We start from the raw sequence: 14999 nt of genomic DNA, 5'->3' as shown, positions 1-14999 counted from the left end.
TTAATGAATCGATAAATAGTAGGTGAGTTGTGTGGATGGGATTATATGGGTTGAATTAGGTATGTTTTTAATATTATTAGCTTTGTATTTATATATTTTTGCATCCAGCTCCATTACAGCATTGCACAGATCTTATTTGTTATTACATTTACTATTTATGGTTTGGCCTATTACTCAATTTGCTTCATTCACGACAACGGATGTTCGTTACAAACATTTTTACTTACAAGGTTCCTATATTAGTTTATCTTTGCTTGGATTAGCTTGGCTTATTTTCATTATCCATCTTACCGGAAGATTTCATTTGTTTCATAGCAAAAGGAATCGGTTGTTTTTAATTCCGGCTTTACTATCGGTTGTGTTAGTTATTATGAATCCAGCTAATCAATTTATTACTTTTGAGTATGGCGTTCAGTTTGGAAAAATTCAGCAAGCAGGCATTCTATACTGGGTAATGATTGGACAACTGCTATTTTATATGGGGTGCAATTATTATTTAATGTTTACATCTATGCGGGATACTAATTCTGCGCGACAAAAGATGATAGTTAGAACGGCATTGATCGGATTAAATATGTTCGTCATGTTTGCTTTATCGGATTTAATAATTAATGTTATATTTAAATCGGTAATCGATGGCTTTATTCCACTAACCTCTATTGGTTTTGTCGTTGCTGCTTGTTATTTTGTATATGCCATTACTCGTAACAAAGTATTTGATATGATTCACATTGTGCAGCGTGATGCTATTAATACGATGGGAATGGGAGTAATCGTACTTGATGAGCACCAGATGGTAGTCGATATGAATAAAGGGGTTTATCCTTATTTACGATTACGCGTAGGTGAAATATTTGATGAAAAATTACTGGAAAAACAAGTGAGCGATCCGACGTTTCATCAGTTGAAATATTTTTTTTCTATGCAGCGTGCCAAATCATATGAGCGAATCGAGCATGCCATTGCTTTTGGGGCACATCCACAGAAGCATTTGATTATTCAATCTGCACCCATCGTTGATAAGCGTAACAAATTGTTAGGTCGTGTCATTACGTTGCAGGACGTGACGGAGATGAGGCATCTCGTAGAAGAAGCAAATCGAAAAAACACGTTGTTAGAAGAACGCAACAAACAGCTGTTATTGATGCAAAAAGAACTGTTTGAAGCAAACAAAAAGTTGGAGCATATGGCGATAACGGATAGTTTGACAGGCATATATAATCGACGATATATTATGGAGCAGTTAGAGGATCGTTTGAGACAATTTACGGATGGTCACGCGCCTTTTTCTATATTTATTATTGATCTGGATTTTTTCAAAACAATAAACGATAAGTATAGTCATCTCGTAGGAGATTATATACTGCAAAAGACAGTAGCGGTAATTCGTAAAGAGCTATCTTCGCATCATTTATTTGCTAGGTACGGTGGGGAAGAATTTATTGTATATTTGCCAGAGACAAATATGGAGCAAGCTATTCACATTGCAGAAAACATCCGGATGAAGGTTGCTTTGCATGAAATATATGTAGAAAAAATTACAGAATCGTTAGCGGTGACGGTAAGTATCGGCATTACTATGATAGAAAATGTACATTTGTGGAAAGAAAAAGATGTGAAACTAATACTGCGTGATATTATTCATGTTGCAGATGACGCTTTATATGAAGCAAAAGCACATGGTCGCAATAAAGTAGTGAGTCGCATATTTTAAGATGAACAGCATAGTAGAAACGTAGTCATCATTCTCAACAAATGTTACAATGTGAGGACGAATAGTAAGCAGTCGGTTTTAAAGGCGGGAAAATCTTTGAGAAGAATGCACATTGATCGGGTAGAGTCTGGTCAGCTGGTAGCCAGAACGATCTTTCAAGAAAATGGTAATGTTTTGTTAGGAGAAGGTGTAGAACTGAATGATCGTTATATTCAACGTTTACGCCATCTTGGCATTGATTATTTGTTTGTGGAAGATGGAAAAACAGATGATATTCATCCAGAAGAGATAATAAGTGAAGAAACGCGTCGTCAAGCTGTCCGCGAAATACACAATGTTATGCATTCCTTTAAAGATGCACAAGATGTAAAAGGTAGAGTAATCGAACCAGATATGGGGCGAAAGTTCCGCCATACGTTTAGCAGTATTATGACAGATTTATCGAATCGTTCTACGATGCTAATTAATTTAGAAACTATACATTCCACCGACGCTTATTTATTTCAACATTCTTTTAATGTTGCGGTTTTGTCTAGCATTGTAGGTTTAGCCAAAGGATTCAATCGTAATCAGCTTGAGGAATTAGGGGTAGGAGCTTTATTGTTCGATATTGGAATGAGTAAAGTTCCTGCTGCTATTATAAATAAAAAAGGCCCTTTGACGAAAGATGAAATGGAAATAGTGCAAGCGCATCCCAAGGAAGGTTTTAACATATTGCGCAAGCATGGCGACATATCGTTAATGTCGGCGCATTGTGCTTTGCAGCATCATGAGCGTTTTAATGGGAGTGGTTATCCACGACAATTAGAAAAAGATGAAATACATCTGTATGCTCAAATTGTAGGTTTAGCTGATACATTCGATGCATTAACTTCCAATCGTCCCTATCGCAAACGGTATACGGTAAGCGAGGCGATTGAATATTTATTTGCAGCTGGAGGCACTTATTTTGACCATGAATTGATTAAGTTATTTTGCAGTCATATTTCGATTTATCCGGTAGCGACAACTTTGATGTTAAATACGGGTCAAATGGTAGTTGTTAGTGAAAATAATACATTGGCGTTGCATCGACCGAAAGTACGTGTCCTAAAAGAAGCCGATGGCAATGCGCCTGCTACGCCATATGAAATTGAATTAAAGGATCGAAGAGATGTAACGATAACAAAAGAATTATAGCAAATTCTGACCAGTGAGCATATCATATACATTTTGTATATTGACTAGATAGAAAACGAAACGTGCCTTCCTCGTAGACAGTGTAACATGCTGGAAACAGGAAGGTTTGTTGTGTAAAATGAGTATAGAAAGAAACGGGTGATAAAGATGATAGACGAAATAAAGTGGCAGTGGTTGTCCGAGAGTGTTGAAGATACCGAGCGATTGGCAGGGTGGATTGCCTCTCTCGTTGAGCAGGGGACTGTTATTACTCTGGATGGAGATTTAGGAGCAGGAAAAACGACGTTTAGCCAAGCGTTTGCTCGAGCACTTGGTGTTACGGAGCAAGTAAGCAGCCCGACATTCACTATTATTAAAGAGTACAATGGTGATCAATTGCCTATATATCATATGGATGTATACCGTTTGTCGATCCAGGAAGCAGATGAGCTGGGATTAGATGAATACATTTATGGGGATGGTATAACTTTAATTGAATGGGCAAGCATTATCGAGCCCTTGTTACCACCGGCTAAACTTGCGATTTATATTGCCTACCCTATAGAGGATACAGCACATGCAGTAACAAGTAGAACTTTTCATATTACGGGATGGGGAGCGCCGTATTCACAGATGGTGAACACGTTGCAGCACCTTGCACATATAGGAGACAGCTTATGAATCAATCGAAAGAACAATATGCGATAGGAGCGATATTGGCATTAGACACGGCGACTTCTGTCATTGCTTGCGCTATCGTGGATGATAATACGACATTAGCGGAACAACAAACGATTGCACATCGTAGCCACTCTGTATATGCGGTATCTCACGTTCAACAATTGCTGGAGACTAGTTCCTTGCAAGGAACTGATTTGGCAGCAATTGTGATTGGCATTGGACCAGGATCGTATACTGGTGTGCGAGTAGCGGTTTCTGCTGGAAAAACACTTGCCTATGCTTGGAAAAAACCATTAGTAACTGTATCGACGCTTGCAGCACTCGCTTGGGGCGGTTGGTCGGTTGGACAACAAAATAGTTTGGATGACAATAGTTCAAGTACGAAGCAAAGTTTACATTGGGTTATTCCGTTGATGGATGCACGTCGTGGACAAGTCTATACAGCTGCGTACGAAGCGAAAGGGACGGCGAGAATAGCGCTAGATCGTGCAGAGTCAGGTTCTTATATAACGAGGCTAGAGCAAAGCGCTTGGCATGCTTGGCAGCCGGATGCTGTCTTGTTAATGGAGCAGTGGATCGAAGTACTTACTGAGAGAGCAGAGCAGGTTATAGGGGAAGATGAAGTAGAGCTACATCTATGGTTTGTAGGGGAATTAGATGTGCATCTGGCTTCGTTAGAGCAAGTGCAGGAGCTGCTGCAACGAAAAGGAATTGTAGTACATATACAATCTTTTTTACTAGACGGACGCTATTTGGCTGAGCTTGGTCATTGGCACATGCAGCAAGGAGAAGCTGTTCATGAAGGAATGGCTATTCATACTGTTGCTCCCAACTATGCGCAATTGACCGAAGCAGAAGTTAACTTGCAGAAGAAATTGTAGGCAGCTAAGAAAGGCAGTGACAGTATGGTATCACCAGATAACAAAGATCATCATGAACGTGCTTATCAATTAGCAGACGATATAGTATTTCGCCCCATGATAGTTACCGACATTCCAACAGTAATTGCTATTGAACAAGATTCTTTTGGAGAACCATGGAGTGCGCAATCTTTTGTACAGGAATTAACAGAAAATATGCTTGCCAAATATATTGTGGTAGAGTTTGAACAACAAGTTATCGGGTATGGTGGGTTATGGTTAATTGTCGATGAAGCACACGTTACGAATATAGCTATTCATCACGATTATCGAAAACAAGGACTCGGTACATTATTATTGCGGAAATTACAACATACTGCGATGTATTTCGGAGCGAAGCAGATGACTTTAGAAGTACGTGTCTCAAATGAAGTAGCGCAACATTTATATGAGCAGCATGGTTTTATAGCCGCTGGCGTAAGACCAGGCTACTATACGGACAATAACGAAGATGCGTTAATTATGTGGGCGGAATTGCAACCATAATTTTGCGGGAAAAGAGTGAGTTAGTTTGACTATTAAAGATGAAGTTTCGCAAGCTGTACGAAGCAATCACTATCAACATATTATTTTGGCTATTGAAACGAGTTGCGATGAAACAGCGGTAGCTGTTATAGCGGATGGCAAACACATTCTGTCGAACGTGGTGAGCAGTCAAATAGACGTTCATGCACAGTATGGTGGTGTAGTTCCAGAAATTGCTTCACGGAAGCATGTGGAGACAATGACGATCATTATTGAAGAAGCGGTGGCGAAGTCTGGCTACCAATTATCCGATATGACAGCAATTGCCGTAACACAAGGTCCCGGTTTAGTGGGAGCATTACTTGTAGGGATTATAGCAGCAAAAAGCTTAGCACTTGCATTGCAAATACCGTTAATTGGCACGCACCATATAGCTGGTCATATTTATGCTAACGAGCTAGTTAGTACTATTGTGTACCCAAGTATGGCGCTAGTCGTGTCCGGTGGGCATACGGAACTTGTTTATATGCGAGAAAGAGGTTCATTCGAAATTATTGGCAAGACTCGTGATGATGCCGTTGGTGAAGCGTATGACAAAGTAGCTCGAGCGCTGAAGTTGCCATACCCTGGCGGTCCGCATATTGATAAGCTGGCACAAGAAGCTTCGTTAGCTATTACATTGCCACGAGCTTGGCTGGAAGAAGGCAGCTACGACTTTAGTTTTAGTGGTTTGAAATCAGCAGTATTATCGGCAATTAATATTGCTAATATGAAGCAACAACCGTTAGATACTTCCGCTATAGCTCGTGGCTTTCAGGAATCTGTCATTGAAGTGTTAACGACCAAAGCGGCACGGGCTGTACAGCAGTATGGTGTGAAACAATTATTGCTATCTGGCGGGGTAGCCGCTAATCAAGGGTTACGACAGCAATTGGCGATAAGCTGTGCCCAAATAGGAGTGGAATTACTCGTTCCACCGTTATCCTTATGCACAGACAATGCAGCAATGATCGGTGCTGCTGCGCAATTAAAATTAGAACGAAAGCAGTTTTCATCATTGGAAATACAAGCAGAAGCAGGTTTTTCGTTAGAAGAATGGTAGCCGAGAAGTGTATTAAAGTTACCCATAGTATCTTTATGAACGGTATGTTACTATAAAAATGGCTCAAAACCAAAATCAGTGCTTGACGTGTGATGATGTTGATTGGGTAGCGCGTCATGGAAAACCGTTTTGTACGATTTTTCATACAGAGAATGGTCTATTCCAGGCAGTGATGACTGATTTATATGATAAATCGTACAAAATTTGGCTTTTTGAATGCCGCACCTTGTTTTTTGTATGAATTTTCGTACAATAGGCATCGTTTGCAATCCATTTAGAGGCAACTTGTGTGAAATATCGTATAAATTGCTTCCTACTTCATGTAAATATTAGAGCTGTGAGGGACTATCTACACCTTTATACGTCAAGTACTGATTTTGAGGTAGATCAACCAAGGTGGTACCGCGCGGCTAAATGCTTGTCATCTCTTGCATAGGAGAAGATAAGCATTTTTTTTATGGGCGAAAGGCGAGAAAAGTAGCGATTATGAAAGAAAATAAGTAATCAAATATAATGAAAAAGAATAATTAGTTGTGTTGTGCACAAAGTTATGCACAATCATCCACAGAATGTGCATAACTTTGTGAAAACCCTGTAAAATCAACGGTTTTTAATGTATACGGTAATTTTGTAACAGTGGATAATTTTTTCACAGATGGGATGTGGATATTGTGGATAAAGTGGATAGTTGCTAACATAATGATTTGTTAATCGACAATGATCTAAAAAAGTGACGATTATCGACGGTTTATCTCATACGATAATAGACAGAATTGACTAAAAATTATACAGATGCTGTGGATAAGGTTGTGTATATGTGTATGAATGGAGAAAGTTGATTATAAAGTATACTAAAATTGTTGGAATTAGTAGTTTTATCGGTAAAAAATAGTATAATATACATAGGACGAGCTGCTAGTAAAAGGGGAAGAGGAGTTAATGAAGCAACATGATCTGAAACGAATGTTAACGACTCTTGGCATTGTTTTTTTTGTGTTTTGTTACTTCTATTGGGGATCATATGTATTGCAGTCACCGTCAATTGGAATTAGTTTAGCGTTAAATGATCGAGGAGATTTGGTCGTTGCTGCACTTGATCCTTATGGGCAAGCTAGTAATAAAGGAATGCGTGTAGGAGATATCGTTATTCGAATTAACGACGAACAAGCGCATTTATATTTGAGTCATGATTTACTATCTAGAAAATTATTTGAATTGGAGAATATTAATATTGCTAATTCATATAATCCGGAAACATATCAGTTTACAACGTACAACTTTGCAACTTCTTGGGCTGAACAGCAACCGATGAACGTATTATTTATGCAGCTATATTTGCCAATGCTAGCTTTTATTTTTTTATGTAGTTTACTCGTATTATTACTATGGAAACAAAAAAAACATAAAAACGCCTTGCACCTTATTTATTTTTTGCTCCTATTAGGAGCTATTTATTTGGCAGCAAATGCCGCAACCATGCAAAATAAATGGGCGGTGTATTTTCTAATGATATTATTTCCCACTATCCCAATCTTTTCTTTGACGCTTATAAATCGTTATTTTGCACAGCAAAAATTACCGTTTATAAGGAAAAATATCTTGTACATTTGTTGGGGTATTGCTGGAATAGTTGTTATAAGTAGTTTTGTTTATTTAGGAATACCGAAACTAACTGTGGAGCAATTGCCATTAACGAAGCAGATCTATTACGGTCTAACATTATGTATTTATGTCAGTTGTCTAGTTATCCCCATTGTGAATAACTGGCGCTACCGGAAAACGGAACAGCGATCATCTTATATAATAATAATAAGCACACATTTTATTGCTTTTTTTCCCGTAATCATAATCGCCATATTACCACTCTTACTAAAGAGTACATATTGGTTAGCACCTTCATACTCGCTACTGCTCGTTTTTTTGCTACCACTTATTTATTATTATTTCATTGATACAAAAGTGGATCATCGCTATATGTTAGCACGTATGAAATACTTTACTGCTTTAACGATTGGACCGGCATTGTTGCTCGCAACGTTTATTACTGTTGTTTTTTGGCAAACGAACAGACCGCTGTGGCACATTTGGTTTTTAAGCTTTATATTTATTAACTTGGCATTAACGCTACTGCTTTATATAAAAGAAGAAGTGGATCAACATTATCGACCCAAATTTTTTAAAGATATGTATCGTTACCAACAAAGTTTGGATCGAATTTCTAATCAATCTGCTCAAATTATGAATATGGAACAATTGGCTGACATGTTGCAGTTAGAAATTACATCGGTATTACGAGTAACTCAAGTCCAACTTTTGTGTATTCATCAGCAACAGAAAATTACAATAATTGGTGGTCAAACGAATCCATTACTAGACGAATCATTTTTATTACATACGATTGGAAAGTTTGAGCAAGGAGAAGTAATAGAATTACCATTTGGTCTAGGTATCGTTCTCGAAAAACGACAAACGGATCGCTACTTATTATTAATTAGTCATAAACAAAACAAAGCTCGATTTTATAGTGAAGAGCTAGGCTGGTTAAAAATGATCGCGAACTACACTACAATTGTGCTGGAAAATTTATATTTAGTACAAGGTTTGCAAGCCGAGATGGAAGCTGAAATTAATAAGCAACATATTTCCTCCACATGGGTTTCTCGATTGTTATTTGCGCTCTCCGAAAAGGAAAGACGCAAGTTAGCTGCTGATCTGCATGATACAGTGTTACAAGAGCAAGTGTTGTTGTTTCGCAAAATAGAATCGTTAACGTTGACGGCTAGATTACCATCGGCGTTAATGCAGCAACTGGTGGAGATGAAACAAGCTACCCTTTATATTACCGAGCTTATCCGGGAAACATGTAACCAATTGCGTCCACCACTGCTCAAGGAAACAGGAATAGAAGCAGCTATTCGAGCACTAGTTGCGCATCAACAGCAATATGTCGATTTTGAAATTAGTTATATTATTGGTTCCATCGAAGGTCAACTGCATGAAGAGGAAAAAACAGCCCTTTATCGGATTGTTCAAGAACTACTTCATAATGCAGCTAAACATGCGCAGGCAGCTACTGTTGAGCTACAGTTATCTGTGCAGGATGGATTTATTTATTTTAACTATAACGATGATGGAATAGGATTTAACATAGACGATGTTCAAGAAAGTTTTCAGCATATGGGATTGTCTAGTATGAAAGAAAGAGTAGCTAGTTTGGAAGGGACAATAACGATGACCTCTCAAATTAATGCTGGATTACAGATCGCTATCGTTATTCCGGCTATCATGATGGAAAACTAAACAAAGGGGGATAAGATACGTGATCCGGATTTTATTAGTAGATGATCATCCTTCTGTAGGGGAAGGAACAAAAACGATGATCGAACAAGATAAACTAATCGAAGTTAAAGTCGTCTTGTCTGCGCTGGAGGCACTCGATATTGTGCAAGAACAGCATTTCGATGTCGTATTATGTGATTTGAATATGCCTGGGATTAGCGGGCTCGAATTGACGAAACGATTGTTACAGCTGGACCCAAAATACAAAGTTATTATATATTCTGGCTATGAAATCGGTTCCCATTTTAATCTATTAATTGAAGCTGGCGTGTCCGGATTTATTTCGAAGACAATGACACAAGCTCGAATGTTGCAAGCGATCTATGCGGCGATTCATGGCGAAGCAATAATTCCCATTTCTTTGTTAAGACAGCTCAGACGGCAAGAAGTGCCGCTTTATCGCAAAGGATTACGGGTAGCAGAAGAGTCTATTAATGAAAAAGAATTGCTTATACTGCAAGAAATAGCAGCGGGAATGAGCAACAAAGAACTGTCTTTGTTGCTCCATATTAGTCAGCGCTCTGTCGAGTATCAATTAACTAAAATTTTTGAAAAATTAAACGTCCGTTCCCGTGCGGAAGCAATAGGTGAAGCGAAACGGTTAGGGCTCATTTCGATGGAACAGTTTTGAGGCAATAATTGTATGAAAAACAGCATTAGTAGAAATGAAAAGAAAGGAAGGAAGGGAGCTAGCTTGCTAAAACTAGCTACTCTTCTTCTAACAACTGCTCCCACTCCTCCATAACTGTTGTTAATTGGAGCTGGTTATCATCTATTTGTTGCTGTAGTTGTTGAATTTTTACATAGTCTTGAAATATATCTGGATTGGTCAGCTCAAGCTCAAGCTCTGCTATCGTTTGTTCTAGTTCTGCAATAGCAGCTTCAGCTTGTTCTAATTTTCGTTGACGATTACGCTGTTCTCTTTTTAACTGCTTGTCTGCTTCGAATTGATTCAATGACTTATTAGCTGATTGAGCTGTTGTACTTGGATTAGAGTTCGTAGCTTGTTTTTTAGCGGACTTATCTGTCTGTAAAGCAAGCTCCATTTCAATTTCTTCTAATTCACGCTTCTTCTCTAACATTTCGTCATAATTGCCCAGGAAATGATCTACACCATGTGCGTGCAATTCGACAATTCGCTCCGCCATTTTGTTAAGAAAGTAACGGTCATGCGAAATAAAAAGTAACGTACCTTCATAATCAAGTAAAGCAGCTTCCAATACTTCCTTACTAAACAAGTCTAAATGGTTTGTAGGCTCATCTAATATAAGTAAATTAGCTTGGACTAGCATTAATTTTGCCAAAGCGACACGGGCACGTTCGCCGCCGCTTAATGTAGAAATATGTTTGAGCACATCTTCACCGCTGAATAGAAAATTACCGAGTATTGTTCTAATTCTTGCTTCTTCGACATGGGGGTATTCATTCCATAGCTCTTCTAAAACAGTGTTTTGCGGATTCAATTGGTGTTGCTCTTGATCATAATAACCGACCTTTACATTGCTTCCGAATCGGACTTGACCAGATTGTGCTTGCAAACTGCCAGTGATGGTTTTGAGCAAAGTAGATTTTCCTGTTCCATTAGGACCAATGAGAGCTACGGTTTCTCCCCGTTTCAAATCAAAAGATACTTTTTCAAAAACAGGTGTAGGTTGATCGGGATATGTAAAGGATAAGCTATCAACAAATAGTACATCCTTACCGGAAAATCGTTCCATCTCAAAAGTGAAATGTGCCTTTTTCAACTCTCCTTGTGGTCGGTCCAACTTCTCCATCTTGTCTAATGCTTTTCTTCTACTTTGCGCTCGTTTTGTTGTCGTTGCCCTCACTAAATTACGCTGCACAAATTGCTCCATGCGAGCGATCTCCGTTTGTTGCTTATCAAACCGTTTCATATCCGATGCATACTCAGCTGCTTTAAGTTCTCTATAACGACTATAATTTCCAGCATATCGTTTGGCGATATGTCGTTCTATTTCAATAATAGTTTGTGTTAATGTATCTAAAAAATAGCGGTCGTGAGAGACAATCAAAATTGCCCCAGGATAAGAACGTAAGTAATTTTCTAGCCATGTTAACGTTTCGATATCTAAGTAGTTGGTAGGCTCATCTAACATTAATAGATCGGGTTGCTGCAATAAAAGTTTGGCTAACGCCAATCTTGTTTTTTGCCCTCCACTCAAAGTGGAGATAATGGTATGATCAGCTATTTCGGCGAATCCCATCCCGTGTAGGACGCTATGAATTTTGGTGTTAATTTCGAATCCACCTTGTTCACGAAACCAATCTGAGCGGCGAGCATAGCGATCTAATACATCTTCATATTTTTTTTCGTCCGCATGTAACTGTGGATCAGCAATTTGTACTTCCAACTCGCGCAGCTCTACTTCTACATCTAATAGCGATTGAAAAACGGAACGTAGTTCATCCTTCATCGTTCGTTCGGAAGATAATCCGCTGTTTTGTGCTAAATAACCAAGTACGGTATCTTTTGCTTTATGAATATCGCCGCTATCTGCATTCATTTCTCCAGCGATTATTTTCATTAGTGTAGATTTTCCTGCACCATTTATACCTACTAAACCTATTCGATCACGCGTTTGAATTTGAAAAGAAATGTTATTTAAAATTTGATTCACACCAAAACTTTTACTTATGTTTGAAACTTGCAATAGCATGGTTAATCCCCCATTAATTCACTTTCAATTATTGGCTAATCTCTTCTTTCAATGGTACACTACATATAGATAAAAAAACAGTATGATTCAGAATGGATGACTATTTATGGACAAACTGACCGTTCAGGAGCAAAAGCAAACGATTCGTGAGCAGGTGAAACAAGCGCGCAAACGAGTAACGGTTGCAAATCGCCTTAGCTGGAGCAATGCCGCCAATATCCATATAATAGATTGGTTGCGTGAGCAAACGTACACTTCTATTCTAGTTTATAGCGCTTTACCACTAGAGCTAAATTTGACGGGCACTATTACATGGTGCTGGCGTAATGCTATTAACGTCTATATGCCAAAAACTAATCCATCTGAGCATACATTTACTATATATGAAGTTGGTTCGTTAGATGAACTGCAATCTGGAGCGATGGGCATTCAGGAGCCGTATCTTCAGCAACGATTAGCAAACAACGTAATACCAGATGTTATCATTGTACCCGGTGTTGCTTTTGATAGACAAGGCGGTAGGCTTGGTTATGGTGCGGGATATTATGATCGATGGATAGCAGCAAATGGGCAGAAGCATAAGCCTGTAATAATAGGAGCTGCTTTTGAACAACAACTCGTATCGCATATTCCTATGGAAGAACATGACTTTCCAATGGACATGCTTGTAACAGAGTATAAATTATATCATTTGCAATCTGAAAAGGTATATTAAATAGATTTATTAAAAATAATTTTACAGACAAACAGGAGTTTTATTTTATAGCAAGAATTATTTATATAGTTAATAAAATGATTTGTAATGTAGAGAGTTAATTTGGGCGGAGATAGGAGGACGATTGTATGCAATGGAAAGTTGCTTTGCTGACAGCCAGTGACAAAGGAGCACGAGGAGAACGGGAAGATACGAGTGCACAAGTAATACGCGAGCTGGTGGAAGAAGAATTGGGCGGTGAAATTGTAGACTATCGCATTGTGCCCGATGAGCAAGATGAAATAATGGCTGCACTAATTGAAATGACAGAATATTATCAAGCGGACCTTGTATTAACGACAGGTGGAACGGGACTTGCACCACGAGACATTACGCCAGATGCTACGCTTAAGGTAATAGATCGAGAAGTACCCGGGTTGGCGGAAGCGATGCGTATTGGGGCATTACAACGAACAAGACGGGCGATGCTGACTAGAGGAGTATGTGGGATTAGAGGAAACTCATTGATCGTTAATTTGCCGGGGAGCCCAAAAGGGGTTCACGAAAGTTTAATAGCCATATTAGATCAACTACCTCATGCACTAGCTATCATATCTGGTAAATATAATAACGTTTCTGAATTTAATGACTAAGCAAGCCAGTTGTCTAATTATATCGTAGCAAAGACAAACATTTGTCACAAAGTAACTATATTTAGGCAGTTGTGGTTATGTTAATATAGAAGGAGCCGGGTGGAAGCGTTTGTATCTAGTCGGATAATTGTCGTAATTGTGTTATAATTGTGTAGTAATACTTGCTTTGCAATAATTAAATGCAGTATGATAAAAAGTGGGTTAATAAGTAATGAAGTGAATAATGATTTAGGAGGAAGTACAATGAATATTGGACCAACGGGCATAATTTTGCTTGTTATAGTTGCTCTCCTGCTGTTTGGACCGAAGAGATTACCTGAACTAGGTCGTGCTGTAGGTCGAACTTTACGTGAGTTTAAGTCTGGCGCTAGAGAAATGATGAACGAAGAAGATCAGCAAAAACGTAAGGAATCTCAGCCAGTTGAATATAGCGATAATAGTAGCAAGCGGTTGCCGGAATAAGGGGCCGCTTTTTTCTTGAGTATACGGATATTTGGAATAAAGAGGTGGGTAGTCATACATGAAGAATTCGAACAACAAAGAGCAGTTTAAAACTGGCGAACGTGCAACCAATAAACAACCTTTGAATGATAACTTCGACGATCATGACGAGGAAGAACAAGACGATCATCTCCTAGAAGGTAATTTTTTGGCTTTGCTTGACCACTTAGATGAACTTAGACGTCGGATTTTTTACATATTAATTATAGTAGTAATTGGTATCGTGATCGGTTTTATCTTTGCTAAACCATTGTATGACTTTATCATTACGCAGCATCCAGCGAATCTTATTTCCTTGCATACCTTTTCTCTTTGGGATGGTATTGGAATATATATGAAGTTTGCGATTATTATTGCAGCCATTATTGCATTGCCATTTACATTGTATCAGTTGTGGGCGTTTGTAAAACCAGCACTGAAAAAGCATGAACAACGGTCAACCTTAAAGTATATACCACTTGCTTTAATTATGTTTCTTATAGGGTTAGCATTCTCTTATTTTGTTGTATTTCCACTAGCTTTTCAATTTACACGCATGATATCAGGACAATTACATTTACAAGAAACGTTTGGTATTGCTCAATTTTTCACATTTATGTTTAACATCATTCTTCCGATTGCCTTATTATTTGAATTACCGTTAATTATTATGTTTTTAACTGCTATTCGAATTGTTAATCCTGTTCGGCTACGGAAAATGCGCCGTTTTGCTTATTTCTTAATGATTTTTATCGGAGTAGTTATTACTCCACCAGACTTTATAACAGATATACTTGTTGCTTTACCGTTAATTGGGTTATATGAAATAAGTGTATGGCTTTCTGCGATGATCTATCGAAAACAATTGCGGGCTGATCAACAATGGGAAGATGAGTTCTATTCAGAAGATAAATTATAAAATAGTTATGTGGAAAAAAGATTTGATGCATTGACATCAAATCTTTTTTGTTAAATTAAGAAGAAAATTTATACGATTAGGCTTATATTTCTAATTAATTACAAAAAAATGCGAAAAAATATAGAAAAAATGCAAGAAGCACTTGAAATTTTTCGTAAAAATGAGTATTATAAAGTTGGTTGTTAGCACTTGATGA

13 protein-coding genes are annotated in these 14999 nt (G+C 38.2%); 12 read left to right on the top strand and 1 reads right to left on the bottom strand.

Features of this window, described 5'->3' with window-relative positions:
- The first annotated feature begins 31 nt into the window (after positions 1–31).
- The 8 genes from ACFSTH_RS15890 (at position 32) to ACFSTH_RS15855 (ending at position 10010) form a co-directional block, all read left to right on the top strand.
- A complete protein-coding gene (locus ACFSTH_RS15890) occupies positions 32–1714 on the top strand; it encodes a histidine kinase N-terminal 7TM domain-containing diguanylate cyclase (RefSeq protein WP_377769866.1) in 1683 nt (560 codons plus the stop codon).
- Positions 1715–1819: 105 nt separating this feature from the next.
- Positions 1820–2893 (top strand): HD-GYP domain-containing protein, encoded by a 1074-nt coding sequence (locus ACFSTH_RS15885; protein WP_377769942.1) that lies wholly within the window; start codon positions 1820–1822, stop codon positions 2891–2893.
- A 147-nt stretch (positions 2894–3040) separates the two neighbouring features.
- On the top strand, positions 3041–3553 hold the full coding sequence (gene tsaE / locus ACFSTH_RS15880; protein WP_377769865.1) for a tRNA (adenosine(37)-N6)-threonylcarbamoyltransferase complex ATPase subunit type 1 TsaE: 513 nt from the start codon (positions 3041–3043) through the stop codon (positions 3551–3553).
- Complete coding sequence (gene tsaB, locus ACFSTH_RS15875; protein WP_377769864.1) at positions 3550–4434, top strand: tRNA (adenosine(37)-N6)-threonylcarbamoyltransferase complex dimerization subunit type 1 TsaB; 885 nt, start codon at positions 3550–3552, stop codon at positions 4432–4434. Before tsaE ends, tsaB begins: the two co-directional genes overlap by 4 nt.
- Positions 4435–4458: 24 nt before the next feature.
- Positions 4459–4959 (top strand): ribosomal protein S18-alanine N-acetyltransferase, encoded by a 501-nt coding sequence (rimI, locus tag ACFSTH_RS15870; protein ID WP_377769862.1) that lies wholly within the window; start codon positions 4459–4461, stop codon positions 4957–4959.
- Between the two features lie 31 nt (positions 4960–4990).
- A complete protein-coding gene (gene tsaD, locus ACFSTH_RS15865) occupies positions 4991–6040 on the top strand; it encodes a tRNA (adenosine(37)-N6)-threonylcarbamoyltransferase complex transferase subunit TsaD (RefSeq protein WP_377769940.1) in 1050 nt (349 codons plus the stop codon).
- A 939-nt stretch (positions 6041–6979) separates the two neighbouring features.
- Complete coding sequence (locus ACFSTH_RS15860) at positions 6980–9340, top strand: ATP-binding protein (RefSeq protein WP_377769861.1); 2361 nt, start codon at positions 6980–6982, stop codon at positions 9338–9340.
- 19 nt (positions 9341–9359) lie between these two features.
- A complete protein-coding gene (locus ACFSTH_RS15855; protein WP_377769860.1) occupies positions 9360–10010 on the top strand; it encodes a response regulator transcription factor in 651 nt (216 codons plus the stop codon).
- Between the two features lie 76 nt (positions 10011–10086).
- On the opposite strand, the gene ACFSTH_RS15850 is transcribed toward ACFSTH_RS15855, so the two are convergent.
- Entirely contained in the window at positions 10087–12057 is a 1971-nt protein-coding gene (locus ACFSTH_RS15850) for an ABC-F family ATP-binding cassette domain-containing protein (RefSeq protein ID WP_377769859.1), read from the bottom strand.
- Positions 12058–12163: 106 nt separating this feature from the next.
- On the opposite strand from ACFSTH_RS15850, the gene ACFSTH_RS15845 reads away from it, so the two are divergent.
- The 4 genes from ACFSTH_RS15845 to tatC all read left to right on the top strand — a co-directional run bounded on the left by ACFSTH_RS15845 (position 12164) and on the right by tatC (position 14803).
- Positions 12164–12772 carry a 5-formyltetrahydrofolate cyclo-ligase gene (locus tag ACFSTH_RS15845; protein WP_377769858.1) on the top strand — a complete coding sequence of 203 codons (609 nt, stop codon included), beginning with the start codon at positions 12164–12166 and terminating at the stop codon, positions 12770–12772.
- Positions 12773–12900: 128 nt separating this feature from the next.
- Entirely contained in the window at positions 12901–13404 is a 504-nt protein-coding gene (locus ACFSTH_RS15840; RefSeq protein ID WP_377769857.1) for a MogA/MoaB family molybdenum cofactor biosynthesis protein, read from the top strand.
- 243 nt (positions 13405–13647) lie between these two features.
- A complete protein-coding gene (locus ACFSTH_RS15835; RefSeq protein WP_377769856.1) occupies positions 13648–13866 on the top strand; it encodes a twin-arginine translocase TatA/TatE family subunit in 219 nt (72 codons plus the stop codon).
- Positions 13867–13924: 58 nt separating this feature from the next.
- Complete coding sequence (gene tatC, locus ACFSTH_RS15830) at positions 13925–14803, top strand: twin-arginine translocase subunit TatC (protein WP_377769855.1); 879 nt, start codon at positions 13925–13927, stop codon at positions 14801–14803.
- The last annotated feature ends 196 nt before the right edge of the window (positions 14804–14999 follow it).

This window comes from Paenibacillus yanchengensis (assembly GCF_042684845.1).
GTDB classification, from domain to species: domain Bacteria; phylum Bacillota; class Bacilli; order Paenibacillales; family Paenibacillaceae; genus Pristimantibacillus; species Pristimantibacillus yanchengensis.
This window is presented reverse-complemented; position numbering and strand designations above follow the sequence as displayed.

Coding starts and splice junctions, on each gene's coding strand:
- tsaE (WP_377769865.1), top strand. CDS start 3,041: ATGATAGACGAAATAAAGTGGCAGTGGTTGTCCGAGAGTGTTGAAGAT.
- rimI (WP_377769862.1), top strand. CDS start 4,459: ATGGTATCACCAGATAACAAAGATCATCATGAACGTGCTTATCAATTA.
- ACFSTH_RS15840 (WP_377769857.1), top strand. CDS start 12,901: ATGCAATGGAAAGTTGCTTTGCTGACAGCCAGTGACAAAGGAGCACGA.
- ACFSTH_RS15845 (WP_377769858.1), top strand. CDS start 12,164: ATGGACAAACTGACCGTTCAGGAGCAAAAGCAAACGATTCGTGAGCAG.
- ACFSTH_RS15860 (WP_377769861.1), top strand. CDS start 6,980: ATGAAGCAACATGATCTGAAACGAATGTTAACGACTCTTGGCATTGTT.
- ACFSTH_RS15885 (WP_377769942.1), top strand. CDS start 1,820: ATGCACATTGATCGGGTAGAGTCTGGTCAGCTGGTAGCCAGAACGATC.
- ACFSTH_RS15835 (WP_377769856.1), top strand. CDS start 13,648: ATGAATATTGGACCAACGGGCATAATTTTGCTTGTTATAGTTGCTCTC.
- ACFSTH_RS15850 (WP_377769859.1), bottom strand. CDS start 12,057: ATGCTATTGCAAGTTTCAAACATAAGTAAAAGTTTTGGTGTGAATCAA.
- tsaB (WP_377769864.1), top strand. CDS start 3,550: ATGAATCAATCGAAAGAACAATATGCGATAGGAGCGATATTGGCATTA.
- tatC (WP_377769855.1), top strand. CDS start 13,925: ATGAAGAATTCGAACAACAAAGAGCAGTTTAAAACTGGCGAACGTGCA.